Consider the following 24,885-nt stretch of genomic DNA (forward strand, 5'->3'; position numbering starts at 1 on the left):
CTTACGCCGACTGGCCGCTGACGCGCGCCGACTGGAAGGTGGCCATCTCGCCGAGGAAGTTGACGGCCGCGTGCAGCAGCGGCAGCGCCAGGGCGCAACCGGTGCCTTCGCCCAGGCGCAGACCGAGGTTGAGCAGCGGCCTGGCCTTGAGGTGTTCGAGCATGCGCGCGTGGCCCGCTTCGTCCGAGCAGTGCGAAAATACGCAGTAGTCGAGGATGGCCGGCTGCATGCGCGCCGCCACCAGCAGCGCGCTGCTGACGATGAAGCCGTCGATCAGCAGCACCATGCGCCGCTCGGCCGCCTTGAGCATGGCCCCAACGATCATGGCGATCTCGAAGCCGCCGAAGGTGGCCAGGATGTCGAGCGGCTCGCTCATCTCGCCATGCAGGGCGACCGCCGCCTCGATCACGTCTTGCTTGTGCAGCACGCCCTCGGGCGACAAACCCGTGCCGGCGCCGACGCAATCGGCCACCGGCACGCCGGTCAGCTTGTGCATCAGCGCGGCGGCGGCGGTGGTGTTCCCGATTCCCATTTCGCCGAAGCCGATCACATTGCCTTCCAGGTTGCCGACGATGCGCATGCCGTGCGCCAGGGCGGCGGCGCATTCGGCCCAGCTCATGGCCGGCTTCTGGGCAAAGTTGGCGGTGCCGCGTCCGACCTTGCAGTCCATCAGGGCCACGCGTTTGCCGAAATCGTGGTTCACGCCGGCGTCGATGATCTGCAGCGCGCAGCCGTTCTGGCGCGCGAACACATTGATGGCCGCGCCCTTGGACAGGAAGTTCTCGACCATCTGCCAGGTGACGCTTTGCGGATAGGCCGAGATGCCTTCTGCCACCACGCCGTGATCGGCCGCGAACACGAGGATGGCCGGCTTGTGCAGCGCGACCTTGGTCGTTTGCTGGATCAGGCCAATCTGCCGGGCCAGCGTTTCGAGCGCGCCCAGGCTGCCCAGCGGCTTGGTCTTGTTGTCGATCGCTTGGGCCAGTTCGCTGGCCAGCAATGGGTCGTGGGTGGAAAGTATGTCAGGGAGGCGCATCGTGGAGATAGATAAGAAAGTGTCAAGAAAATTCCGCGCTAAGATAGCACACTCACGCTGCGTCGTTTCTCGGAGACCAGCGTGTGTCGGCACAATGCGGCAAAGTGCGGCACAATTGGCCTGTGAATGTTGTCGCTTCATACAAAAGATTTCGTTAAAAGAAAACAGGAAGAACATGAACGAGCAGGTTGCACGGGACGTGGTGTTGGTACGCTCCGTCGAAACAATGGACGGCAAGCACGAGATACTCAGCGACGACGATCGCCTGTATGCCAGCCGCAGCGCCAGGGAACTGGCGCAGTGGCAGGCGTCCGACAGCAAGGCGGCGGTAACGAACGAGCATTTTTTGCAGCAGAGGGCCGAGCAGATCCTCAAGCGCCTGGGCGAACGCACGCCCGCTTTCGCGGCTATTGCGCGGCGGCGTGCCGGCTTCAAGGCGCTGTCGCTGGGCTTGCCGCTGCTGGCGCTGGTGCTCGGCGCCGCGGTCGATCGCATTGGCGACCCGCACCGGGTCGACCTGCTGTCGGCGCCGCTGCTGGCGATTATCGGATGGAATGTAGCGGTGTACCTGCTGTTGCTGGCCTGGCTGTTCGTGCCCGCGCGCAAGAACGGCTGGGTCTCGCCGGCCTTGCTGCGGCGCCTGAGCGGAGCGCAATTGACGCTGCCGCGCAAGTTGCCGAATGTGCTGGCGTCCGCGCTGGCCGATTTCAGCCTGCAGTGGACCGAGCTGAGCGCCAAGCTGACCCTCGCGCGCCTGGCGCGCACCATGCATCTGGCCGCCGCCATGTTTGCCCTGGGCGCGGTCCTGTCGCTGTATGCGCGCGGTTTTCTGTCCGAATATGTGGCCGGCTGGGAAAGCACCTTCCTGGGCGCCGGGCAGGTGCATGCCATCCTGTCGGCCCTGTTCGCGCCGGCCATGGCGCTGTTGCCGCTGGAGGGCTTCAGTGTCGCCGATATCGAGGCCCTGCACTTTTCCAAGACGCCGAGCGGGGTGGGCGGGGCCAGATGGGTGCATTTATATGGCGCAACCTTGCTGCTGCTGGTGGTGCTGCCGCGCCTGATTCTGGCCGGGGTGGCGCATTGGCGCGCGCAGCGGATGCACAATCGCTTTCCGCTGGACCTGGAACAGCCGTATTTCCGCAAGCTGAACGGCGAGGCCGGCACCACCGCGCCGGCTGTGCTGCGCGTGCTGCCGTACAGCTTTACGCTCGACGAGGCGCGCGACAAGGGACTTTCGCAGGTGGCGGTCACCCTGTTCGGCGAACAGGCCCGGGTGATGCTGCGCCCGTCCTCCGGCTATGGCGAGGAAGCCGTCGATTCCCTGCGCGACCTGACGGCGGACGATCCGAACGTGACGGCGACCGCCGTGCTGTTCAGCCTGGCCGCGACGCCGGAAAAGGAAAACCAGGGCGCTTTTCTCGATTATCTGGTGCGCTCGTCCAAGCGCGGCATTGCCGTGCTGATCGATGAGTCGGCGCTGGTCGAGCGCAGCGTTGCGCAGGACGGGGACGATGTGCGGCTGGCCGAGCGTATCGCGCTGTGGCAACAGTTCTGCAACTTCCACCGCGCCCCGGCGACCATCGTCAACCTGCTCGATCCCGAGCGCCGCCCGCTGGAGCCCGGCGCCGGACTTAGTTTATCGAAGGCATCATGAGCGATACCCCTGACCACATCCAGTTTGCGCTGATCTCGCATACCAACAACGGCAAGACCACCCTGGCGCGTACGCTGGTCGGCGTGGACGTGGGCGAGGTGCGCGATGCCGCCCACGTGACCATCTTTGCCGAGTCGCACCTGCTGCTCAAAACAAACGAGGGCGATACCCTGCAACTGTGGGATACGCCTGGTTTCGGCGATTCGGTGCGCCTGTTCAAGCGGCTGGCCATGTCGGGCAATCCGATCGGCTGGTTCCTGCGCGAAGTGCTGGACCGCTACCGCGACCGTCCGTTCTGGCTCAGCCAGCAGGCGCTGCGCACCGCGCGCGATGAAGCGGACGTGGTGCTGTATCTGGTCAACTCGTCCGAACATCCGCGTGATGCCGGGTATTTGCCGGCCGAAATGCGCATCCTGGAGTGGCTCGGCAAACCGGTCGTGGTGCTGCTCAACCAGCTGGGTCCGCCGCGTCCCGCCAATGAAGAACAGGAAGAACAGACGCGCTGGAAACAGCATCTGGACCAGTACAAGATCGTGCGCGACGTGCTGGCGCTCGATGCCTTTGCGCGCTGCTGGGTGCATGAGCGGGTGTTTTACGAGGCGGTCGGCAAGCTGGTCGATGAGTCCAAGCAGGCCGGCTACGCGCGCCTGTTTGCGCTGTGGGAGTCGAATAACCGCGAACGCTTCCTTGAATCGATGCGCATCACCAGCGCGCAATTGGCTGGCGCCGCGCGCGACAGCGAGCCGGTCGAGGCGGATGAAAAGACCTTGCTCAAGTCGGCCATGAAAGTGGTGGGCCTGGGCAAGAACGACCAGCAGCGGCAGGAACGGGCCATGGCGGTGCTGATCGACCGGCTCAACCAGAACATTGCGGCCACCACCGCGCGTCTGCTGGCGCTGCACAAACTCGATCCGAGCGAGGCGCCCAAGATCAACGCGCGCGTGAGCAAGAATTTTACCGTGCGCGCGCCGGTCGACCGGGCCCAGGCCGGGCTGCTCGGTGCGGTGGTGTCGGGCGCGGCGACGGGCTTGTCGGCCGATCTGATGGCGGGCGGATTGACTTTCGGCGCGGGAGCGCTGCTGGGCGGCGTGGTGGGCGCGCTGACGGCGGCCGGGGCGGCCTGGGGTTTTAACACCAGCACCGACCGCAACCGCACCACCATGCAGTTCGCCGACGATTTTCTGCAGACTTTGCTGGTCAGTAGCATCCTGCGTTATCTGGCGGTGGCCCACTTCGGACGCGGGCGCGGCAATTTCGTCGAAGGCGAGGCGCCGGCGTTCTGGCAGGCCGAGGTGGAGGATGCGGTGGCGCAACAGGCCGGGAAGCTGGCCGGGCTGTGGCAGGCGCTGCGGGCGGAGGGCGAGGCCGGCAAGGCGGCCGCCGACGTCGAGGCGATTGCAACGACGGTGGCGCGCGCGACCCTGGCAAAGCTGTATCCGGGGCCTGTCTGATCTTGCTTTTCGTGAAAGATGGCTAGTAAAGCAATTTTTTAAGCCCTGTCATGCTGCCGAGGTCCGCCCGATGAAACTGTCCTTGCCCGAGCGCGAAACCTTGCTCGCCCCACTGGTGATCGGGATTTTTATCGGACTCCTTGGCGTTCTGAGCGTTGCGAGAAATAGCCCGGACCAATATCAGCCGATAGAAGAGCAACAGGGGCCTGCGCTGCACGAGGTCCTGCTGGGATTTTTCCTGGGATTTAGTCTCGTCTTCATTCCGTTTGGCGCGGCGCCGGTGCTCATTGTCCGGGCATATGCCCGAGCCAATCCCGACGCCGGGTAGCGGCCGGTTTTTTCAGCCGCGCCGGTTTCCGACAAATCAGAATACGTACTGCGCACTCACGCCCGCCAGCCAGTTGCGCTGGGGCGCCGCTTCATAAAAGCGCTTGTTGGCGTCGCCGACGATCACCGATCCCACATACCGGCGGTCGCTCAGGTTATTCAAGCGCACGAACTGTTTCAGGCGCCATCCGCCCAGGGACTGCTTGGCCTGGAAGCGCGCATTGAGAATCGCGTATCCCGGCGCGGCGACGTCCGCGTTGGCGTCTTCCGCATATATCTTGCTGCTGGCGATGGTTTCCAGCGCCGCGCCGAAGCCATCGCCGCTGCTTTTCCATGCCAGCTCGCCGAACAGGTTGGCCTTGGGTACGCCGGGCAAGCGGCTGCCGGCAGCGACGTTGCCGAATCCCTGCTGGTAGGTGGCGTTCAAGGCCGTCATTGCCAAGCGTCCACTGAATCCCGCGCCGAAGTTGCTGTCCAGAGAGACTTCCGCGCCTTTGCGCAGGGTTTCGCTGGCATTGCGGTAACTGGTGCGCCCGCCGCCCGAGATATCGACCACCAGCTCGTCACTGGTTTTAACGTGGAACAAGGCGGCGTTGATGCGTGTATTGCTGCCGAGATAGGCTTTCACGCCCGCTTCCACATGGGTGCTGGTGGCGGGCTTGAGCGCGAAGTTGAAGCCGGCGCCGGCGCCGGAATAGAACAGCTCGTTCAAGGTCGGCGTCTCGAAGCCGCGCGCCGCGCTGGCGTACACATTGATGGTCGGCGAGATTTTGACCAAGGCGCCGAGCACCGGCGTCGTGTGGCGGTAGCTGACGCCGCCGCTGTCGTTGCCATTGGTAACAAAGCGGTCATCCACCGACACCTTCATGCGGCTGTGGCGCAGGCCGGCCGTCAATACCCAGTCGCCGCCTTGCCATTCGGCTTGGGCGTACGGGTCAACGCTGGATACGGCGTTGCTTTCGTCGCGGCGCAGCTTGCCCTGCAATCCGAACTGGTTGCCCATGAAATTCTCGTAGCCCTGGCGCTCGTCGGTGGAGCGGCCGTAATCGATGCCGATGGTGGTGCTCAGCTTGCCGCCAGCCATGCTGCGCACGCTCAGCCAGTTGATGTCCGCGCCGTAAAAGTCGCGGTCGAAATCGACCACGCCGCCGGACTGGCTGGCGGGCGTCTGCACGAATTTCGAGAAGGCCTGGTACTGGATGACCTGGCGATTGCCGCCGTACACCATCGCACGCAGGCGGTCGTCGCCCAGGCGCTGCTCGAAGGCGGCGCCGGCTTGTTTGTGGTCAATGCTCTTGCGCGTGTTGTAGCGGTCGGCAATGGTGCGCTTGGGAATTTGTGTATCGGTGGCATCGGTTTCGCCGGCGCGCGGGTCGCGCTGGTAAGTGGCCCAGGTGACGCCGAGCGGATCTTGCGTGTCATCCTGGCTCAGGGCGCTGGCGGTCAGGGTCAGCTTGCTGGTGCTGGTGGGCGCCAGGGTCAGCTTGGCGAAGCTCTGGTCGCGCGTGGCGGCGCTGTGCGCGCGGTAGCCATCGGTCTCGAAGCGGGAGGTGTCGATCACGTAGCCGATGCCGTTGGCCGCTCCTTGCGCGTTGACGTCGACCTTGCGCGTGCCGTTGCTGCCGCCGATGACCGTGCCTTCCACGCTTGGCCGGCCCTGGCCGTCGCGCGTGAACAGCTGCACGGTGCCGCCGGAATGGTTGCCGTAGATGGCGGAGAAGGGGCCGCGCAGCACTTCGATGCGCTCAGCCATGTCGAGGTTGAAGGTTGCAGCTTGTCCCTGTCCGTCGGGCATGGTGGCAGGGATGCCGTCGGCAATCAGGCGCACGCCGCGCACGCCGAAGGCGGAACGGGCGCCGAAGCCGCGTGAGGAAATCTGCAGGTCCTGTGCGTAATTCTGGCGATTCTGGGCCACCAGGCCGGGTACCGCGCTGAGCGATTCCGATGCGTTGACGCGCAACTGGCCGTCACGGATGCGTGCCGCATCGAGCACATCGATGGCTGCCGGCAGGTCGAAACTGGTGTGCTCGACCCGGCTTCCGCTGATAACGATCACATCGGCCAGCGGCGCGTTGACTGGCGCGTCGGGTGCGGCCGCCGCTGCCATGCCTGCCGCGCTCAGGGCGAATAAGGTGGCGATGTAATTCAAGCGAAACGGGTGCTGCTTCATGGGTTCTCCGGTGGATTTTTGGCGTCGGTACGCAATATACGCGGGCCGCCCGAATCCTGCAGGGAGCACGGATGCCCCGCTGGTCTAATGTGCGCCAGAGCACTAACGAAAGGACTAGCCTGTCGGTAGCCGTTGACAATTCTTTGCGTTTGCGCAGGCACTCCTTTTGATCTGCGTCTATGCTGAGATTCCCGGTATATAACCATAAAGGAAGAGGACGACATGAATCTCGCAGATATCAGCAAGCTGGGCGTGGCCAACCCGTTCAAACAACGCTACGACAATTACATTGGTGGAAAATTTGTTGCGCCGGTGAAGGGCGAGTATTTCGGCAACGTCACGCCGATCACCGGGCAGGTGTTTTGCGAGATAGCGCGCTCGAGTGCGGAAGATATCGAGCTGGCGCTGGATGCCGCGCATGCCGCCCGGGAAGCGTGGGGCAAGACGTCGCAGGGCGAGCGCGCGAATATCCTGAATAAAATTGCCGATCGGATGGAGGAGAACCTCAGCCTGCTGGCCACCGCGGAGACCATCGACAACGGCAAGCCCATCCGCGAGACGACCGCGGCCGACATTCCGCTGGCCATCGACCATTTCCGTTACTTTGCCGGGTGCATACGCGCGCAGGAAGGATCGGTCGCACAGATCGACCACGAAACGTATGCCTACCATTTCCACGAACCATTGGGCGTCGTGGGGCAGATCATTCCCTGGAATTTTCCGATCCTGATGGCCGTGTGGAAGCTTGCGCCGGCGCTGGCGGCGGGCAATTGCGTCGTGCTCAAGCCCGCTGAGCAAACGCCGGCGTCGATCATGGTGTTCATCGAGCTGATCGGCGACCTGTTGCCAGTGGGCGTGCTCAATATTGTGAATGGTTACGGGTTGGAGGCGGGCAAGCCGCTTGCATCGAGCAAACGCATCGCCAAGATCGCCTTCACGGGCGAGACCGCTACCGGCCGCCTGATCATGCAATACGCGGCGCAAAACCTGATTCCCGTCACGCTGGAACTGGGCGGAAAATCGCCGAATATCTTCTTTGCCGACGTGATGGATGCGGACGACGCGTTTTTCGACAAGTGCCTGGAAGGGTTTGCCATGTTCGCGCTGAACCAGGGCGAAGTGTGCACCTGTCCGTCGCGCGTGCTGATTCAGGAATCGATTTACGACAAATTCATTGCCCGCGCGCTGGAGCGGGTGGCGGCGATCAAGCAGGGAAATCCGCTCGATGCGTCGACCATGATCGGCGCGCAGGCGTCGCAGGAGCAGCTGGAGAAAATCCTCTCCTATCTCGACATCGGCAAGCAGGAAGGCGCCCAATTGCTCACCGGCGGCGAGCGCAATATGCAGCCTGGCGAGATGGAAGGCGGCTATTACGTGCAGCCGACCGTGTTCAAGGGCGATAACAAGATGCGCATCTTCCAGGAAGAGATCTTTGGTCCGGTAGTGTCGGTGACCACCTTTACCGACGAAGCCGATGCCCTGCGCATCGCCAACGATACCCTGTATGGACTTGGCGCCGGTTTGTGGACGCGTGACGGTTCGCGCGCCTTCCGCGTGGGCCGCGCTATTGAAGCTGGGCGCGTGTGGACCAACTGCTATCACCTTTATCCGGCGCATGCCGCGTTTGGTGGGTACAAGCAATCGGGCATCGGGCGGGAAAATCACAAGATGATGCTCGATCACTACCAGAAGACCAAAAATCTGCTGGTCAGCTACAACCCGAACGCGATGGGCTTCTTTTAACCGCACGGGAGTTTCGCATGGGTGACGCGCTTTCACGCGTGGTCGCAACCGATGCCGCGCGCGCGATGATTGACGAGTTGCGCGCGCGGCATGGGCCGGTCATGTTCTTTCAGTCGGGCGGCTGCTGCGATGGCAGCGCCCCGATGTGCTATCCGGACGGCGAATTCAATATCAGCGATACCGATGTGTACCTGGGCGACCTGCACGGCGCCGCCTTCTATATGGGACGTGATCAATTCGCCTACTGGGAGCATACGCAGCTGGTCATCGACGTGGTCGCGGGCAACGGCGGGATGTTCTCTCTGGACAATGGGACGGGACGCCGGTTTCTGACGCGCTCCCGGCTCTTCACTGATGATGAGTTCAACTCTCTGCCAGCCGTAAGGGAGGGGCCGCATGACACATAAATACGTGTATTGGTGAGCAGGGCGTGGGCCGGAGGCGACGAAATGTGTGGTCTCTCAGAAAGTTCTTGCCAGCGCGGCGAGGGCTTTGCTATAGTTCGCCTCCCCGCTGAAAGGGTTAACGAAATCAAGTAGTTAGCAGGCAGTTGGGGCCGCTTCGAAAGAGACGCGGTAGCAAAGAAGGGGTTGACGAGAAACGCGAAACGCTGCATAATCTCACCTCTCTGCTGCAACGAACACAACGCTTCGTAGCAAACGGCAGAAGTAGTACAGAATAAGTTCTTTAACAATTAACAGTCGATAAGTGTGGGCGTTTGATGAAGGTGCCAACGAAGCGTAAGCGACGTTGAATACTTAAATTATCAAATGTTCACAAAAAAGAAATATAGGCGCTTCGCAAGAAGTGGCCTGTCAGTATTTTGAGTGAGCGATCTGTCCGCAAGGACATTAAACAGAGATTGAACTGAAGAGTTTGATCCTGGCTCAGATTGAACGCTGGCGGCATGCCTTACACATGCAAGTCGAACGGCAGCGCGGGGCAACCTGGCGGCGAGTGGCGAACGGGTGAGTAATATATCGGAACGTACCCTGGAGTGGGGGATAACGTAGCGAAAGTTACGCTAATACCGCATACGATCTAAGGATGAAAGTGGGGGCTTCGCAAGAACCTCATGCTCCTGGAGCGGCCGATATCTGATTAGCTAGTTGGTGGGGTAAAGGCCTACCAAGGCATCGATCAGTAGCTGGTCTGAGAGGACGACCAGCCACACTGGAACTGAGACACGGTCCAGACTCCTACGGGAGGCAGCAGTGGGGAATTTTGGACAATGGGCGAAAGCCTGATCCAGCAATGCCGCGTGAGTGAAGAAGGCCTTCGGGTTGTAAAGCTCTTTTGTCAGGGAAGAAACGGTGAGAGCTAATATCTCTTGCTAATGACGGTACCTGAAGAATAAGCACCGGCTAACTACGTGCCAGCAGCCGCGGTAATACGTAGGGTGCAAGCGTTAATCGGAATTACTGGGCGTAAAGCGTGCGCAGGCGGTTTTGTAAGTCTGTCGTGAAATCCCCGGGCTCAACCTGGGAATTGCGATGGAGACTGCAAGGCTAGAATCTGGCAGAGGGGGGTAGAATTCCACGTGTAGCAGTGAAATGCGTAGAGATGTGGAGGAACACCGATGGCGAAGGCAGCCCCCTGGGTCAAGATTGACGCTCATGCACGAAAGCGTGGGGAGCAAACAGGATTAGATACCCTGGTAGTCCACGCCCTAAACGATGTCTACTAGTTGTCGGGTTTTAATTAACTTGGTAACGCAGCTAACGCGTGAAGTAGACCGCCTGGGGAGTACGGTCGCAAGATTAAAACTCAAAGGAATTGACGGGGACCCGCACAAGCGGTGGATGATGTGGATTAATTCGATGCAACGCGAAAAACCTTACCTACCCTTGACATGTACGGAAGCCACGAGAGATCGAGGTGTGCTCGAAAGAGAGCCGTAACACAGGTGCTGCATGGCTGTCGTCAGCTCGTGTCGTGAGATGTTGGGTTAAGTCCCGCAACGAGCGCAACCCTTGTCATTAGTTGCTACGAAAGAGCACTCTAATGAGACTGCCGGTGACAAACCGGAGGAAGGTGGGGATGACGTCAAGTCCTCATGGCCCTTATGGGTAGGGCTTCACACGTCATACAATGGTACATACAGAGGGCCGCCAACCCGCGAGGGGGAGCTAATCCCAGAAAGTGTATCGTAGTCCGGATTGTAGTCTGCAACTCGACTACATGAAGTTGGAATCGCTAGTAATCGCGGATCAGCATGTCGCGGTGAATACGTTCCCGGGTCTTGTACACACCGCCCGTCACACCATGGGAGCGGGTTTTACCAGAAGTAGGTAGCTTAACCGCAAGGGGGGCGCTTACCACGGTAGGATTCGTGACTGGGGTGAAGTCGTAACAAGGTAGCCGTATCGGAAGGTGCGGCTGGATCACCTCCTTTCTAGAGTTGCACTGGCTATAGAGCCAATTCATTGAGCGTCCACTCTTATCGACTGTTGAATTTAGAAGAAACAGTAGCAGTGTCCAAGTCGGGGCTGTAGCTCAGCTGGTTAGAGCACCGTGTTGATAACGCGGGGGTCGTTGGTTCGAGTCCAACCAGCCCTACCAGTTATGTCTTTAGATATACCTTGGGGGATTAGCTCAGCTGGGAGAGCACCTGCTTTGCAAGCAGGGGGTCGTCGGTTCGATCCCGTCATCCTCCACCACTCTACTTAACTCTTGAAAGTACAAACGTAAGTCAGCGCAATTGGCGCCTGGGTTTAGGTTTGATCTTTCAGAGATTAAAAGCTGTTTCGTTCTTTAACAATCTGGAAGAAGTAAAGTTTTAATCGAATCGCCGGCAGGCGGTTCGATGGGTAGTGATTGTATGTATCAAAACAAAGCAACAACGCTGTACTTTTTTATCTCTGTAACGCTCTTTGTTCTCCGGAACAGAGGCTAACGTTATAGGGACAAGCGAATAAGTGCACATGGTGGATGCCTTGGCGATTACAGGCGACGAAGGACGTAGTAGCTTGCGATAAGCTGCGGGGAGCTAGCAAACAAGCTTTGATCCGCAGATTTCCGAATGGGGAAACCCGGCCTTTTAGGTCATTGCATACTGAATACATAGGTATGCAAAGCGAACGCGGCGAACTGAAACATCTAAGTAGCTGCAGGAAAATAAATCAACCGAGATTCCCAAAGTAGTGGCGAGCGAAATGGGATGAGCCTGCACGTTTTAGCATGACGGATAGTAGAAGCCACTGGAAATTGGTGCCATAGAGGGTGATAGCCCCTTATACGAAATTCGATGTGTGGAACTAAGCGTGCGACAAGTAGGGCGGGACACGAGAAATCCTGTCTGAATATGGGGGGACCATCCTCCAAGGCTAAATACTCGTAATCGACCGATAGTGAACCAGTACCGTGAGGGAAAGGCGAAAAGAACCCCGGAAGGGGAGTGAAATAGATCCTGAAACCGTGTGCATACAAACAGTAGGAGCGGACTTGTTCCGTGACTGCGTACCTTTTGTATAATGGGTCAGCGACTTACATTCAGTGGCAAGGTTAACCATATAGGGAAGCCGTAGAGAAATCGAGTCCGAATAGGGCGACAGTCGCTGGGTGTAGACCCGAAACCAAGTGATCTACTCATGGCCAGGATGAAGGTGCGGTAACACGCCCTGGAGGTCCGAACCCACTAATGTTGAAAAATTAGGGGATGAGCTGTGGGTAGGGGTGAAAGGCTAAACAAACTTGGAAATAGCTGGTTCTCTCCGAAAACTATTTAGGTAGTGCCTCAAGTATCACCATCGGGGGTAGAGCACTGTTATGGCTAGGGGGTCATTGCGACTTACCAAACCATTGCAAACTCCGAATACCGATGAGTGCGAGCTTGGGAGACAGACGTCGGGTGCTAACGTCCGGCGTCAAGAGGGAAACAACCCAGACCGCCAGCTAAGGTCCCAAAGATTGGCTAAGTGGAAAACGAAGTGGGAAGGCTAAAACAGTCAGGATGTTGGCTTAGAAGCAGCCATCATTTAAAGAAAGCGTAATAGCTCACTGATCGAGTCGTCCTGCGCGGAAGATGTAACGGGGCTAAGCCAGTCACCGAAGCTGCGGATATATGCTTGCATATATGGTAGGAGAGCGTTCTGTAAGCCTGCGAAGGTGTCTTGTAAAGGATGCTGGAGGTATCAGAAGTGCGAATGCTGACATGAGTAGCGATAATGGGAGTGAAAAGCTCCCACGCCGTAAGCCCAAGGTTTCCTGTTCAACGTTCATCGGAGCAGGGTGAGTCGGCCCCTAAGGCGAGGCAGAGATGCGTAGCTGATGGGAAGCAGGTTAATATTCCTGCACCGTCGTATGATGCGATGGGGGGACGGATCGCGGAAGGTTGTCCAACGGTTGGAAGTGTTGGTTTTTGACTCATAGAAGGCGCTTAGGCAAATCCGGGCGCGCAATTCAAGGGGTCGAGACGAGGAACTTAGGTTCTGAAGCAATCGGAAGTGGTTCCAAGAAAAGCCTCTAAGCTTCAGTCATACGAGACCGTACCGCAAACCGACACAGGTGGGCGAGATGAGTATTCTAAGGCGCTTGAGAGAACTCGGGAGAAGGAACTCGGCAAATTGGTACCGTAACTTCGGGAAAAGGTACGCCCCGGTAGCTTGACTGGTTTACTCCAGAAGGGTGAAAGGGTTGCAATAAACTGGTGGCTGCGACTGTTTAATAAAAACACAGCACTCTGCAAACACGAAAGTGGACGTATAGGGTGTGACGCCTGCCCGGTGCTGGAAGATTAAATGATGGGGTGCAAGCTCTTGATTGAAGTCCCAGTAAACGGCGGCCGTAACTATAACGGTCCTAAGGTAGCGAAATTCCTTGTCGGGTAAGTTCCGACCTGCACGAATGGCGTAACGATGGCCACACTGTCTCCTCCCGAGACTCAGCGAAGTTGAAATGTTTGTGATGATGCAATCTACCCGCGGCTAGACGGAAAGACCCCATGAACCTTTACTGTAGCTTTGCATTGGACTTTGAACCAATCTGTGTAGGATAGGTGGGAGGCTTTGAAGCGGGGACGCCAGTCTTCGTGGAGCCATCCTTGAAATACCACCCTGGTTTGTTTGAGGTTCTAACCTTGGTCCGTTATCCGGATCGGGGACAGTGCATGGTAGGCAGTTTGACTGGGGCGGTCTCCTCCTAAAGTGTAACGGAGGAGTTCGAAGGTACGCTAGATACGGTCGGACATCGTGTTGATAGTGCAATGGCATAAGCGTGCTTAACTGCGAGACTGACAAGTCGAGCAGGTACGAAAGTAGGACATAGTGATCCGGTGGTTCTGTATGGAAGGGCCATCGCTCAACGGATAAAAGGTACTCTGGGGATAACAGGCTGATTCCTCCCAAGAGTTCATATCGACGGGGGAGTTTGGCACCTCGATGTCGGCTCATCACATCCTGGGGCTGTAGCCGGTCCCAAGGGTATGGCTGTTCGCCATTTAAAGTGGTACGTGAGCTGGGTTTAAAACGTCGTGAGACAGTTTGGTCCCTATCTGCCGTGGGCGTTGGAAATTTGAAGGGGGCTGCTCCTAGTACGAGAGGACCGGAGTGGACAGACCTCTGGTGTACCGGTTGTCACGCCAGTGGCATTGCCGGGTAGCTAAGTCTGGAAGAGATAACCGCTGAAAGCATCTAAGCGGGAAACTTGCCTTGAGATGAGATTTCCCAGAGCCTTGAGCTCTTTAAAGGGTCGTTCGAGACCAGGACGTTGATAGGTCAGGTGTGGAAGTGCAGTAATGCATTAAGCTAACTGATACTAATTGCCCGTACGGCTTGTCCCTATAACCTTAGCAGGTACAGAGATAAGAAATGCGCGTTGTGTTTTGTGCGATATGCACAGTCACTACCCAAGTAATACAATAAAACGATACTTCTTCCAGATTCAAGCTAGTGCTGCCCAGTCGGGAGCACCAAGCTGTACAAGTTATGCCTGATGACCATAGTAAATCGGTACCACCCCTTCCCATCCCGAACAGGACCGTGAAACGATTTTACGCCGATGATAGTGCTGCAACCAGTGTGAAAGTAGGTCATCGTCAGGCTAGTTATAAGAAAAAAACCCCGCAGAAATGTGGGGTTTTTTTTCGTCCGCAAAAATTGAAGGAGCTCGACTGATGACCGATCTTGACCGCATCACGAAGCTGCAAAGCGCCATGTGCGAGAAATACGGCTCCGATTTTCTTCCGCCCGACCCAGCGCTGACATTGGGACTCGCGCGCCAAACCTTGCTGTCGATGCCCATCAGTGGCGTGCGAATCTGCCCGGAAAACGGCACCAGCGGCTGGTACATTTACGGTGGCGATCATTCGGACGCGGCAGACTTTTACAGTCCTCTCCATCACAGTCATCTTTCCGTCGAGCTTCCGATGGTCATTCCTTATCTTGCACTGGCGCCCGGATTCAGGTTTATCATCGACGACGAAGGTTACGAAGACGTATGGTACGAGCCGCACGACGTATCCGCGTAAAGGCGGCGCTGGCAGTACGCTTATCTGCCGTCCTTCAATGAAGCGCCACGACAAGACCGATTGGCTTTGGTATCAGAGAGCTTCAAGATTTGCTCCGCGCATGCCAACGAGTAGTGCCTTTCCATTCGCATCGACGCGGAATTCGCCGTACTTCGCTGCCTCCCAGCGTTTTCCTTCCCCTTCCTGGAAGTACCACGCATCGGTCACCAGCGTATGGCCACCGTGACGTGGCGTGAGTTCGATCACGATCTCGCCAGGCGCAAGCGGCGTGCCATCGTGGAGCCGGGTCAGCTCCACAATTCCCTTCTCGTTCACCTTGCCGGCGACTTTCAATCTCGCGCTTCCAGCTTCATCGTCACTCAATTGCGATAGCTCCTGCGGCAAACTGAAATTCAGGCGCATGTAATCCCCCTGCATGAGCGAGCGCGGATCGACCGGCGCCAGTTCCACCAGGACCGGGCGGCCGTTGGCAATCAGGGATTCCTTTTGCCAGATCCCGATATTGGCGATGGCCAAAACCGCGACCGCCGTCAGCGCAATGCCGATCCGGCCTGCATGCGTTTCCTTCGGCGCAGGGGGCGCGCTGGCGCCACTGACCACCGATGCGCGGTCGCGAATGGCAAGCCAGGCGATCAAGGCGAACAGCGCGCCGGCGCCGATCAGGATAAGCGCCTTGGTCGCAAGCGGATACGCCAGTTGGTAATACAGCGCGCCCACAATCCAGGCGGCTGCAGCGCCGGCCGCCGTCGCGATGCCCCAGCGCCCGCTACTCGCACACAATGCGAGAATCATCATCACCGCGCCGAGCGACGGCATCAATACCGCCAGCCCCGTGAATGCCGCGGTAGTGAGCGCATACCACGGCGTGTGTAACGTGGGCCAGCGCTTGGCCAGCCAGGCTGCCCCGCCAAGCGTCAGCGCCGCCGATGCCAACTGCGCAAAGGACGCCAGCGGCTGCGACAGCGGAGCCATCGTGCTGACGGGACCGCTGTTGATGGTGGCACCGACCAGGAAGGTCATCCCTGTCCAGAACGCAAGGCCCGCAATGATAGTGAGTACCCACCCCGTCGCCAATCTGTCCACCAGCACGCTACGCAGATGTTGTCGCTGGACGAAGTCGGTAACAAGCCAGATTCCCATCGCAGCATGCACCACGATCCAGAATCCATCGCGATCGCGAGAAGCGGCGAGGATGACGATCGCCGCCATGATGAACGCACAGGAGATCGCCCCCAGCAGAACGCGCAGCCAGTTGCGTGGAATAAGAGCAGCCAGGGCGATTGCCAACAGCGCGACGCCGGCAGAGCCATTACCAATTGACATGTCGATGTAAAAAGCCGCACTCATGGTCGCCGCGCCGGCGAGCAATGCCGGAATGGCCAGCTGCTCGATAAACAAGGGAAGGGATGCACGGCGCAAGATGGCCACTGCGACGCCGCACATGATGATCGAAAGCGGATACAGTGCACGGGTGTCGCGGGTCAGGTAATCGCCGCATAGCAGAAAAATGATTCCCATCAGTGGGATAGCCGCCAACCATGCTCCGAACGCCGTCAACAATACGACGGGCCAGGGGCGATGGGCTTCGTGCTGGATAGAGGTGGCTGCGGAGGGGGGAAGAATACCCGCCGCAATAGCCTCGGCGATAATCTCGTTAAGTGGACGCTTCATTGCGCACCTCCATGCAGCGGGCCGCGTTTCGACAGCCTGAGAATGATGCTCACCGTCGCGGCAAGCAGGCCGGCGGCGACAAGGCCAAGCACCAGCAGCGCCAGAATCGACCAGCGCGCGTGATCGACGAGCAGGAAGTGGGCCAATAATCCAATCAGCAGAACATTCAGGGCCAGCCCGATGCCGCACAGTGAAAACATATCGAACAAGCGCTGCGACGAAAACGCGGCAGCAGTAATGGCCAATACCATCAAGGCCAGCCAGTATTGTGCGGTTACCTGACTGTTCGTCAGACCGGCAATCCCGATCAGTGCGACGCTGATGACCGCCAGCGCGACGCTCACGCGCATGGACAGCAGGCCTGCACCGGTCCATAGCGCACACAGGGGGCTGAGTAGCGCCGCCACGGTAAGTGCACCAAGGCATGCTGCCGCCTGATAATTCAGATCGCTGGGTCGGAAGCGCCAACTATGGCCCGTGTTCGCATGCAGCCAGAGCGAGATGGCGCTCATGGCGATCAGCGCCCACGGTGTCCACAGCGCGTCATGGCGTACGGAGAGGCATAGGGGTAGTCCTAGCACCGCCCACAGCGCGAACAGTTGCCAAGGGTCTGCGCCCGTCTGATAGGTCTGCCCGAAGTAAGCGAACACCGCGCCGATGGCGAGCAGGGCCAACAGGCCAAGCGGCACGCGCGCGCGTGGCCGCGCGTACGCGCCGATGCACATGACAGCCACCACGCCCTGCAGCAGGATGAAACGGCCCGTGCGGCCAAGCGAATCCCAGTTCGCCGCAATCCAGAAAATGATACCGAGGCCGATCAGCACCGCCGCAATGATCGCCAATCCGGTGCGAAACCGTGACGCCAGGTTCGCTGGCTCATCATCGAGGCCGGACAGTTCGCGAAGCCGGCGGTGCTGCTCATCGTTCAAGGAATTTGTCGCGGACACTTCTAAGGAAGCACTGATTTATTCATCCAACACCATGCCGGGCTCGGGCGATACCTGAGACAATAACAGCGCCTCCACGACCGCTCAATCGATCATGCAGAAGAGTTTTTCCGATCTCGAATACGCCGCCAAGAAGAAGTTGACACGTCGTGACGTGTTCCTGGCAAAGATAGACAGTGTGACGCCATGGTCGCAGTTGCATGCGCTGATCGAACCGTTCTATCCCAAGGTTGTAGGTGCTGGCCGCCCGCCGATCGGCTTGGCGCGCATGTTGCGGATGTACGTGGTCCAGCAGTGCTTCGGTTTGTCCGATGAGGGGATCGAGGACGCGGTCTATGACAGCCAGGCGATTCGTGGCTTCGTCGGTATCGACCTCAGTCGCGAGCAGGCGCCGGACGCCACGACGCTGTTGAAATTTCGCCGCTTGCTGGAGAAGAACGAGCTCACACGCAAGATCTTCGAAACGATCAACGGGCATTTGGCGGCCCAGGGTTTGATGATGCGCGAAGGCACGATTGTGGACGCCACGCTGATAGCGGCGCCGCCATCGACCAAGAACAAGGACAAAAAACGTGATCCCGAAATGCACCAGACGAAGAAGGGGAACGACTGGCACTTCGGGCTCAAAGCGCATATTGGTGTTGACGCGAAGTCGGGACTGGTACACACGGTGGTGGCCACTGCCGCCAATGTGGCTGATGTGACGCAGGCACATGCATTGCTGCACGGCGATGAAGTGGCGGTACTGGGCGATGCGGGATACCAGGGCGTTGAAAAACGCGAAGAGAATCTTGAAACGAAAGTGACTTGGCACGTCGCAATGAAGAGAACCAAACGCAAGGCGCTGCCTGCCAACAAACTCGGCCGCATGACGGAAAAGCTGGAGCACTTGAAGGCAAGCGTGCGGGCCAAAGTTGAGCATCCGTTCCATGTCGTCAAGAACCTCTTTCGTCATCGGAAAGCGCGCTACCGCGGCTTGAAGAAAAACACTGCCCAACTGTTCACCCTGTTCGGCTTCGCGAACTTGATACTCGCGGGCCGGCAATTTACGGTCTCGGAAACCCGAACTCCGTCCTGACAATGAAAGGGCGAGAAAAACGCCCTTGAAACGGAAGAATTGGCCGCCTCAACTGTGTAGATATCGCCGATGCGGCTCGTCAGAAACGCGGCATCAAAAACTTTGCACCGCCAGCCAGAATCGTCAATAGATCAGCGCTTCCCTAACAGCGCGAGGCCGATCTCCATGATTTTCTTTCAATTTTGGAATTACGGCTGAGTTTACCCGGCTTTGCATCAAAAAGGCTTGCCAAGCGATCGGGGCCTTTGCTATAGTTCGCCTCCCCGCTGAAAGGGTTAACGAAATCAAGTAGTTAGCAGGCAGTTGGGGCCGTCTCCAAGGACGCGCGGTAGTAAAAAAGGGGTTGACGAGAAACGCGAAACGCTGCATAATCTCACCTCTCTGCTGCAACGAACAAAACGCTTCGTAGCAAACGGCAGAAGTAGTACAGAGTAAGTTCTTTAACAATTAACAGTCGATAAGTGTGGGCGTTTGATGAAGGTGCCAACAAAGCGCAAGCGATGTTGAATACTTAAATTATCAAATGTTCACAAAAAAGAAATATAGGCGCTTCGCAAGAAGTGGCCTGTCAGTATTTTGAGTGAGCGATCTGTCCGCAAGGACATTAAACAGAGATTGAACTGAAGAGTTTGATCCTGGCTCAGATTGAACGCTGGCGGCATGCCTTACACATGCAAGTCGAACGGCAGCGCGGGGCAACCTGGCGGCGAGTGGCGAACGGGTGAGTAATATATCGGAACGTACCCTGGAGTGGGGGATAACGTAGCGAAAGTTACGCTAATACCGCATACGATCTAAGGATGAAAGTGGGGGCTTCGCAAGAACCTCATGCTCCTGGAGCGGCCGATATCTGATTAGCTAGTTGGTGGGGTAAAGGCCTACCAAGGCATCGATCAGTAGCTGGTCTGAGAGGACGACCAGCCACACTGGAACTGAGACACGGTCCAGACTCCTACGGGAGGCAGCAGTGGGGAATTTTGGACAATGGGCGAAAGCCTGATCCAGCAATGCCGCGTGAGTGAAGAAGGCCTTCGGGTTGTAAAGCTCTTTTGTCAGGGAAGAAACGGTGAGGGCTAATATCTCTTGCTAATGACGGTACCTGAAGAATAAGCACCGGCTAACTACGTGCCAGCAGCCGCGGTAATACGTAGGGTGCAAGCGTTAATCGGAATTACTGGGCGTAAAGCGTGCGCAGGCGGTTTTGTAAGTCTGTCGTGAAATCCCCGGGCTCAACCTGGGAATTGCGATGGAGACTGCAAGGCTAGAATCTGGCAGAGGGGGGTAGAATTCCACGTGTAGCAGTGAAATGCGTAGAGATGTGGAGGAACACCGATGGCGAAGGCAGCCCCCTGGGTCAAGATTGACGCTCATGCACGAAAGCGTGGGGAGCAAACAGGATTAGATACCCTGGTAGTCCACGCCCTAAACGATGTCTACTAGTTGTCGGGTTTTAATTAACTTGGTAACGCAGCTAACGCGTGAAGTAGACCGCCTGGGGAGTACGGTCGCAAGATTAAAACTCAAAGGAATTGACGGGGACCCGCACAAGCGGTGGATGATGTGGATTAATTCGATGCAACGCGAAAAACCTTACCTACCCTTGACATGTACGGAAGCCACGAGAGATCGAGGTGTGCTCGAAAGAGAACCGTAACACAGGTGCTGCATGGCTGTCGTCAGCTCGTGTCGTGAGATGTTGGGTTAAGTCCCGCAACGAGCGCAACCCTTGTCATTAGTTGCTACGAAAGAGCACTCTAATGAGACTGCCGGTGACAAACCGGAGGAAGGTGGGGATGACGTCAAGTCCTCATGGCCCTTATGGGTAGGGCTTCACACGTCATACAATGGTACATACAGAGGGCCGCCAACCCGCGAGGGGGAGCTAATCCCAGAAAGTGTATCGTAGTCCGGATTGTAGTCTGCAACTCGACTACATGAAGTTGGAATCGCTAGTAATCGCGGATCAGCATGTCGCGGTGAATACGTTCCCGGGTCTTGTACACACCGCCCGTCACACCATGGGAGCGGGTTTTACCAGAAGTAGGTAGCTTAACCGCAAGGGGGGCGCTTACCACGGTAGGATTCGTGACTGGGGTGAAGTCGTAACAAGGTAGCCGTATCGGAAGGTGCGGCTGGATCACCTCCTTTCTAGAGTTGCACTGGCTATAGAGCCAATTCATTGAGCGTCCACTCTTATCGACTGTTGAAATTAGAAGAAACAGTAGCAGTGTCCAAGTCGGGGCTGTAGCTCAGCTGGTTAGAGCACCGTGTTGATAACGCGGGGGTCGTTGGTTCGAGTCCAACCAGCCCTACCAGTTATGTCTTTAGATATACCTTGGGGGATTAGCTCAGCTGGGAGAGCACCTGCTTTGCAAGCAGGGGGTCGTCGGTTCGATCCCGTCATCCTCCACCACTCTACAAACTTCTGAAAGTACAAACGTAAGCCACTGGGTTTAGGTTTGGTCTTTTAGAGATTAAAGCTGTTTCGTTCTTTAACAATCTGGAAGAAGTAAAGTTTTAATCGAATCGCCGACAGGCGGTTCGATGGGTAGTGATTGTATGTATCAAAACAAAGCAACAACGCTGTACTTTCTTATCTCTGTAACGCTCTTTTAGTGGCAACACTAAGAGGCTAACGTTATAGGGACAAGCGAATAAGTGCACATGGTGGATGCCTTGGCGATTACAGGCGACGAAGGACGTAGTAGCTTGCGATAAGCTGCGGGGAGCTAGCAAACAAGCTTTGATCCGCAGATTTCCGAATGGGGAAACCCGGCCTTTTAGGTCATTGCATACTGAATACATAGGTATGCAAAGCGAACGCGGCGAACTGAAACATCTAAGTAGCTGCAGGAAAATAAATCAACCGAGATTCCCAAAGTAGTGGCGAGCGAAATGGGATGAGCCTGCACGTTTTAGCATGACGGATAGTAGAAACCACTGGAAATTGGTGCCATAGAGGGTGATAGCCCCTTATGCGAAATTCGATGTGTGGAACTAAGCGTGCGACAAGTAGGGCGGGACACGAGAAATCCTGTCTGAATATGGGGGGACCATCCTCCAAGGCTAAATACTCGTAATCGACCGATAGTGAACCAGTACCGTGAGGGAAAGGCGAAAAGAACCCCGGAAGGGGAGTGAAATAGATCCTGAAACCGTGTGCATACAAACAGTAGGAGCGGACTTGTTCCGTGACTGCGTACCTTTTGTATAATGGGTCAGCGACTTACATTCAGTGGCAAGGTTAACCGTATAGGGAAGCCGTAGAGAAATCGAGTCCGAATAGGGCGACAGTCGCTGGGTGTAGACCCGAAACCAAGTGATCTACTCATGGCCAGGATGAAGGTGCGGTAACACGCCCTGGAGGTCCGAACCCACTAATGTTGAAAAATTAGGGGATGAGCTGTGGGTAGGGGTGAAAGGCTAAACAAACTTGGAAATAGCTGGTTCTCTCCGAAAACTATTTAGGTAGTGCCTCAAGTATCACCATCGGGGGTAGAGCACTGTTATGGCTAGGGGGTCATTGCGACTTACCAAACCATTGCAAACTCCGAATACCGATGAGTGCGAGCTTGGGAGACAGACGTCGGGTGCTAACGTCCGGCGTCAAGAGGGAAACAACCCAGACCGCCAGCTAAGGTCCCAAAGATTGGCTAAGTGGAAAACGAAGTGGGAAGGCTAAAACAGTCAGGATGTTGGCTTAGAAGCAGCCATCATTTAAAGAAAGCGTAATAGCTCACTGATCGAGTCGTCCTGCGCGGAAGATGTAACGGGGCTAAGCCAGTCACCGAAGCTGCGGATATATGCTTGCATATATGGTAGGAGAGCGTTCTGTAAGCCTGCGAAGGTGTCTTGTAAAGGATGCTGGAGGTATCAGAAGTGCGAATGCTGACATGAGTAGCGATAATGGGAGTGAAAAGCTCCCACGCCGTAAGCCCAAGGTTTCCTGTTCAACGTTCATCGGAGCAGGGTGAGTCGGCCCCTAAGGCGAGGCAGAGATGCGTAGCTGATGGGAAGCAGGTTAATATTCCTGCACCGTCGTATGATGCGATGGGGGGACGGATCGCGGAAGGTTGTCCAACGGTTGGAAGTGTTGGTTTTTGACTCATAGAAGGCGCTTAGGCAAATCCGGGCGCGCAATTCAAGGGGTCGAGACGAGGAACTTAGGTTCTGAAGCAATCGGAAGTGGTTCCAAGAAAAGCCTCTAAGCTTCAGTCATACGAGACCGTACCGCAAACCGACACAGGTGGGCGAGATGAGTATTCTAAGGCGCTTGAGAGAACTCGGGAGAAGGAACTCGGCAAATTGGTACCGTAACTTCGGGAAAAGGTACGCCCCGGTAGCTTGACTGCTTTACTGCAGAAGGGTGAAAGGGTTGCAATAAACTGGTGGCTGCGACTGTTTAATAAAAACACAGCACTCTGCAAACACGAAAGTGGACGTATAGGGTGTGACGCCTGCCCGGTGCTGGAAGATTAAATGATGGGGTGCAAGCTCTTGATTGAAGTCCCAGTAAACGGCGGCCGTAACTATAACGGTCCTAAGGTAGCGAAATTCCTTGTCGGGTAAGTTCCGACCTGCACGAATGGCGTAACGATGGCCACACTGTCTCCTCCCGAGACTCAGCGAAGTTGAAATGTTTGTGATGATGCAATCTACCCGCGGCTAGACGGAAAGACCCCATGAACCTTTACTGTAGCTTTGCATTGGACTTTGAACCAATCTGTGTAGGATAGGTGGGAGGCTTTGAAGCGGGGACGCCAGTCTTCGTGGAGCCATCCTTGAAATACCACCCTGGTTTGTTTGAGGTTCTAACCTTGGTCCGTTATCCGGATCGGGGACAGTGCATGGTAGGCAGTTTGACTGGGGCGGTCTCCTCCTAAAGTGTAACGGAGGAGTTCGAAGGTACGCTAGATACGGTCGGACATCGTGTTGATAGTGCAATGGCATAAGCGTGCTTAACTGCGAGACTGACAAGTCGAGCAGGTACGAAAGTAGGACATAGTGATCCGGTGGTTCTGTATGGAAGGGCCATCGCTCAACGGATAAAAGGTACTCTGGGGATAACAGGCTGATTCCTCCCAAGAGTTCATATCGACGGGGGAGTTTGGCACCTCGATGTCGGCTCATCACATCCTGGGGCTGTAGCCGGTCCCAAGGGTATGGCTGTTCGCCATTTAAAGTGGTACGTGAGCTGGGTTTAAAACGTCGTGAGACAGTTTGGTCCCTATCTGCCGTGGGCGTTGGAAATTTGAAGGGGGCTGCTCCTAGTACGAGAGGACCGGAGTGGACAGACCTCTGGTGTACCGGTTGTCACGCCAGTGGCATTGCCGGGTAGCTAAGTCTGGAAGAGATAACCGCTGAAAGCATCTAAGCGGGAAACTTGCCTTGAGATGAGATTTCCCAGAGCCTTGAGCTCTTTAAAGGGTCGTTCGAGACCAGGACGTTGATAGGTCAGGTGTGGAAGTGCAGTAATGCATTAAGCTAACTGATACTAATTGCCCGTACGGCTTGTCCCTATAACCTTAGCAGGTGCAGAGATAAGAAATGCGCGTTGTGTTTTGTGCGATACGCACAGTCACTACCCGAGTAATACAATAAAACGATACTTCTTCCAGATTCAAGCTAGTGCTGCCCGATCGGGAGCACCAAGCTGTACAAGTTATGCCTGATGACCATAGTAAATCGGTACCACCCCTTCCCATCCCGAACAGGACCGTGAAACGATTTTACGCCGATGATAGTGCTGCAACCAGTGTGAAAGTAGGTTATCGTCAGGCTAGTTATAAGAGAAAGACCCGTGTGAGCGAAAGCCATGCGGGTTTTTTTTCGTCCCGAATGAAGTTCCAACGGCGCTGTCCAATTCCGGAAAACGCCTGCAAAATCAGTTCAGGCGCTTCTTCATAAAGACGCTCAACGGATCGTCACGATAATCCCCGTAGCGCTCGCACCGTTCATATCCGGCGCGGCCATAAAACCCCAGCGCGTCCGGCTGCGAGGGCCCCGTTTCCAGCATCAGCATATCCAAACCAGCCTCCCGCGTGGACGCTTCCAGCAGCGCCAGCACCTTTCCTGCTACTCCCATACCGCGCTGGGCCGGCGCCACGTACATCCGTTTCAACTCCACATACTCGTCATACAGCACCACCGCGCCGCACCCGATCGCCGACCCGTCGACATCGCGGGCCACCGCAAACCGCACGTTCGGCTGCTTCAGTGAAGTCAGATCCAGCGCATAGCGGCTCTCGGCGGGGTAAAGCGAGTCCTGATAGGCATCCAGGTCCGCGATCAGCTGAATCACTTCCGGCTGATCGGGCGTTTCAATGGCGATATTCATAGGCG

Annotated in this window: 12 protein-coding genes, 4 tRNA genes and 6 rRNA genes; 17 read left to right on the forward strand and 5 right to left on the reverse strand. The window is 56.9% G+C overall.

Features of this window, described 5'->3' with window-relative positions:
* Window position 1 precedes the first annotated feature (1 nt).
* A complete protein-coding gene (gene cobT, locus CR152_RS06335) occupies window positions 2-1,036 on the reverse strand; it encodes a nicotinate-nucleotide--dimethylbenzimidazole phosphoribosyltransferase (protein WP_099874156.1) in 1,035 nt (344 codons plus the stop codon).
* 175 nt (window positions 1,037-1,211) lie between these two features.
* Here cobT and CR152_RS06340 point away from each other — a divergent pair, with 175 nt between their 5' ends.
* The 3 genes from CR152_RS06340 (at window position 1,212) to CR152_RS06350 (ending at window position 4,469) form a co-directional block, all read left to right on the forward strand.
* Window positions 1,212-2,690 (forward strand): DUF2868 domain-containing protein, encoded by a 1,479-nt coding sequence (locus tag CR152_RS06340; RefSeq protein WP_099874157.1) that lies wholly within the window; start codon window positions 1,212-1,214, stop codon window positions 2,688-2,690.
* Window positions 2,687-4,141 carry a DUF3482 domain-containing protein gene (locus tag CR152_RS06345; RefSeq protein WP_099874158.1) on the forward strand — a complete coding sequence of 485 codons (1,455 nt, stop codon included), beginning with the start codon at window positions 2,687-2,689 and terminating at the stop codon, window positions 4,139-4,141. The genes CR152_RS06340 and CR152_RS06345 overlap by 4 nt, the downstream gene beginning before the upstream one ends.
* A gap of 70 nt (window positions 4,142-4,211) precedes the next feature.
* A complete protein-coding gene (locus tag CR152_RS06350; RefSeq protein WP_099874159.1) occupies window positions 4,212-4,469 on the forward strand; it encodes a hypothetical protein in 258 nt (85 codons plus the stop codon).
* Window positions 4,470-4,505: 36 nt separating this feature from the next.
* Here CR152_RS06350 and CR152_RS06355 read toward each other — a convergent pair whose 3' ends face one another.
* Entirely contained in the window at window positions 4,506-6,638 is a 2,133-nt protein-coding gene (locus CR152_RS06355) for a TonB-dependent receptor family protein (protein WP_099874160.1), read from the reverse strand.
* A 222-nt stretch (window positions 6,639-6,860) separates the two neighbouring features.
* Between CR152_RS06355 and adh the strand changes: the two genes are divergently transcribed.
* From adh to CR152_RS06395, 8 genes are all read left to right on the forward strand, one after another.
* The gene (gene adh, locus CR152_RS06360) at window positions 6,861-8,381 is read left to right on the forward strand and encodes an aldehyde dehydrogenase (RefSeq protein WP_099874161.1); all 1,521 of its coding nucleotides are present in this window, start codon (window positions 6,861-6,863) and stop codon (window positions 8,379-8,381) included.
* 17 nt (window positions 8,382-8,398) lie between these two features.
* Window positions 8,399-8,788 (forward strand): DUF779 domain-containing protein, encoded by a 390-nt coding sequence (locus CR152_RS06365; protein ID WP_099874162.1) that lies wholly within the window; start codon window positions 8,399-8,401, stop codon window positions 8,786-8,788.
* Window positions 8,789-9,245: 457 nt separating this feature from the next.
* Window positions 9,246-10,776: ribosomal RNA gene (locus tag CR152_RS06370) — 16S ribosomal RNA — on the forward strand.
* A gap of 90 nt (window positions 10,777-10,866) precedes the next feature.
* Window positions 10,867-10,943 (forward strand) — tRNA-Ile (locus CR152_RS06375).
* 22 nt (window positions 10,944-10,965) lie between these two features.
* Window positions 10,966-11,041, forward strand: a tRNA-Ala gene (locus CR152_RS06380).
* 244 nt (window positions 11,042-11,285) lie between these two features.
* Window positions 11,286-14,160, forward strand: a 23S ribosomal RNA gene (locus tag CR152_RS06385).
* Between the two features lie 148 nt (window positions 14,161-14,308).
* Window positions 14,309-14,421 (forward strand): 5S ribosomal RNA (gene rrf, locus CR152_RS06390).
* The 16S, 23S and 5S rRNA genes sit together here with 2 tRNA genes alongside, the layout of an rRNA operon.
* A gap of 72 nt (window positions 14,422-14,493) precedes the next feature.
* On the forward strand, window positions 14,494-14,847 hold the full coding sequence (locus CR152_RS06395) for an immunity protein Imm33 domain-containing protein (RefSeq protein ID WP_229413298.1): 354 nt from the start codon (window positions 14,494-14,496) through the stop codon (window positions 14,845-14,847).
* A 72-nt stretch (window positions 14,848-14,919) separates the two neighbouring features.
* On the opposite strand, the gene CR152_RS06400 is transcribed toward CR152_RS06395, so the two are convergent.
* Together CR152_RS06400 and CR152_RS06405 are read right to left on the reverse strand one after the other, a co-directional pair.
* A complete protein-coding gene (locus CR152_RS06400; RefSeq protein ID WP_099874163.1) occupies window positions 14,920-16,518 on the reverse strand; it encodes a GDYXXLXY domain-containing protein in 1,599 nt (532 codons plus the stop codon).
* Window positions 16,515-17,447, reverse strand: coding sequence for a DUF2157 domain-containing protein (locus CR152_RS06405; RefSeq protein WP_208640083.1), 933 nt, complete (start codon window positions 17,445-17,447; stop codon window positions 16,515-16,517). Before CR152_RS06405 ends, CR152_RS06400 begins: the two co-directional genes overlap by 4 nt.
* Before the next feature lie 112 nt (window positions 17,448-17,559).
* Here CR152_RS06405 and CR152_RS06410 point away from each other — a divergent pair, with 112 nt between their 5' ends.
* From CR152_RS06410 to rrf (CR152_RS06435), 6 genes are all read left to right on the forward strand, one after another.
* The gene (locus tag CR152_RS06410) at window positions 17,560-18,543 is read left to right on the forward strand and encodes an IS5 family transposase (protein WP_099874165.1); all 984 of its coding nucleotides are present in this window, start codon (window positions 17,560-17,562) and stop codon (window positions 18,541-18,543) included.
* A 617-nt stretch (window positions 18,544-19,160) separates the two neighbouring features.
* Window positions 19,161-20,691: ribosomal RNA gene (locus CR152_RS06415) — 16S ribosomal RNA — on the forward strand.
* A gap of 90 nt (window positions 20,692-20,781) precedes the next feature.
* Window positions 20,782-20,858, forward strand: a tRNA-Ile gene (locus CR152_RS06420).
* Between the two features lie 22 nt (window positions 20,859-20,880).
* Window positions 20,881-20,956: transfer RNA gene (locus CR152_RS06425), tRNA-Ala, on the forward strand.
* A gap of 231 nt (window positions 20,957-21,187) precedes the next feature.
* Window positions 21,188-24,062 (forward strand): 23S ribosomal RNA (locus CR152_RS06430).
* Window positions 24,063-24,210: 148 nt separating this feature from the next.
* Window positions 24,211-24,323, forward strand: a 5S ribosomal RNA gene (gene rrf, locus CR152_RS06435).
* Between the two features lie 104 nt (window positions 24,324-24,427).
* On the opposite strand, the gene CR152_RS06440 is transcribed toward rrf (CR152_RS06435), so the two are convergent.
* Complete coding sequence (locus tag CR152_RS06440; RefSeq protein ID WP_099874166.1) at window positions 24,428-24,880, reverse strand: GNAT family N-acetyltransferase; 453 nt, start codon at window positions 24,878-24,880, stop codon at window positions 24,428-24,430.
* Between the last annotated feature and the right edge of the window lie 5 nt (window positions 24,881-24,885).

Source organism: Massilia violaceinigra, assembly GCF_002752675.1.
Classification (GTDB): Bacteria; Pseudomonadota; Gammaproteobacteria; order Burkholderiales; family Burkholderiaceae_D; genus Telluria_A; species Telluria_A violaceinigra.

Coding starts and splice junctions, on each gene's coding strand:
- cobT (WP_099874156.1), bottom strand. CDS start 1,036: ATGCGCCTCCCTGACATACTTTCCACCCACGACCCATTGCTGGCCAGC.
- CR152_RS06340 (WP_099874157.1), top strand. CDS start 1,212: ATGAACGAGCAGGTTGCACGGGACGTGGTGTTGGTACGCTCCGTCGAA.
- CR152_RS06345 (WP_099874158.1), top strand. CDS start 2,687: ATGAGCGATACCCCTGACCACATCCAGTTTGCGCTGATCTCGCATACC.
- CR152_RS06350 (WP_099874159.1), top strand. CDS start 4,212: ATGAAACTGTCCTTGCCCGAGCGCGAAACCTTGCTCGCCCCACTGGTG.
- CR152_RS06355 (WP_099874160.1), bottom strand. CDS start 6,638: ATGAAGCAGCACCCGTTTCGCTTGAATTACATCGCCACCTTATTCGCC.
- adh (WP_099874161.1), top strand. CDS start 6,861: ATGAATCTCGCAGATATCAGCAAGCTGGGCGTGGCCAACCCGTTCAAA.
- CR152_RS06365 (WP_099874162.1), top strand. CDS start 8,399: ATGGGTGACGCGCTTTCACGCGTGGTCGCAACCGATGCCGCGCGCGCG.
- CR152_RS06395 (WP_229413298.1), top strand. CDS start 14,494: ATGACCGATCTTGACCGCATCACGAAGCTGCAAAGCGCCATGTGCGAG.
- CR152_RS06400 (WP_099874163.1), bottom strand. CDS start 16,518: ATGAAGCGTCCACTTAACGAGATTATCGCCGAGGCTATTGCGGCGGGT.
- CR152_RS06410 (WP_099874165.1), top strand. CDS start 17,560: ATGCAGAAGAGTTTTTCCGATCTCGAATACGCCGCCAAGAAGAAGTTG.
- CR152_RS06440 (WP_099874166.1), bottom strand. CDS start 24,880: ATGAATATCGCCATTGAAACGCCCGATCAGCCGGAAGTGATTCAGCTG.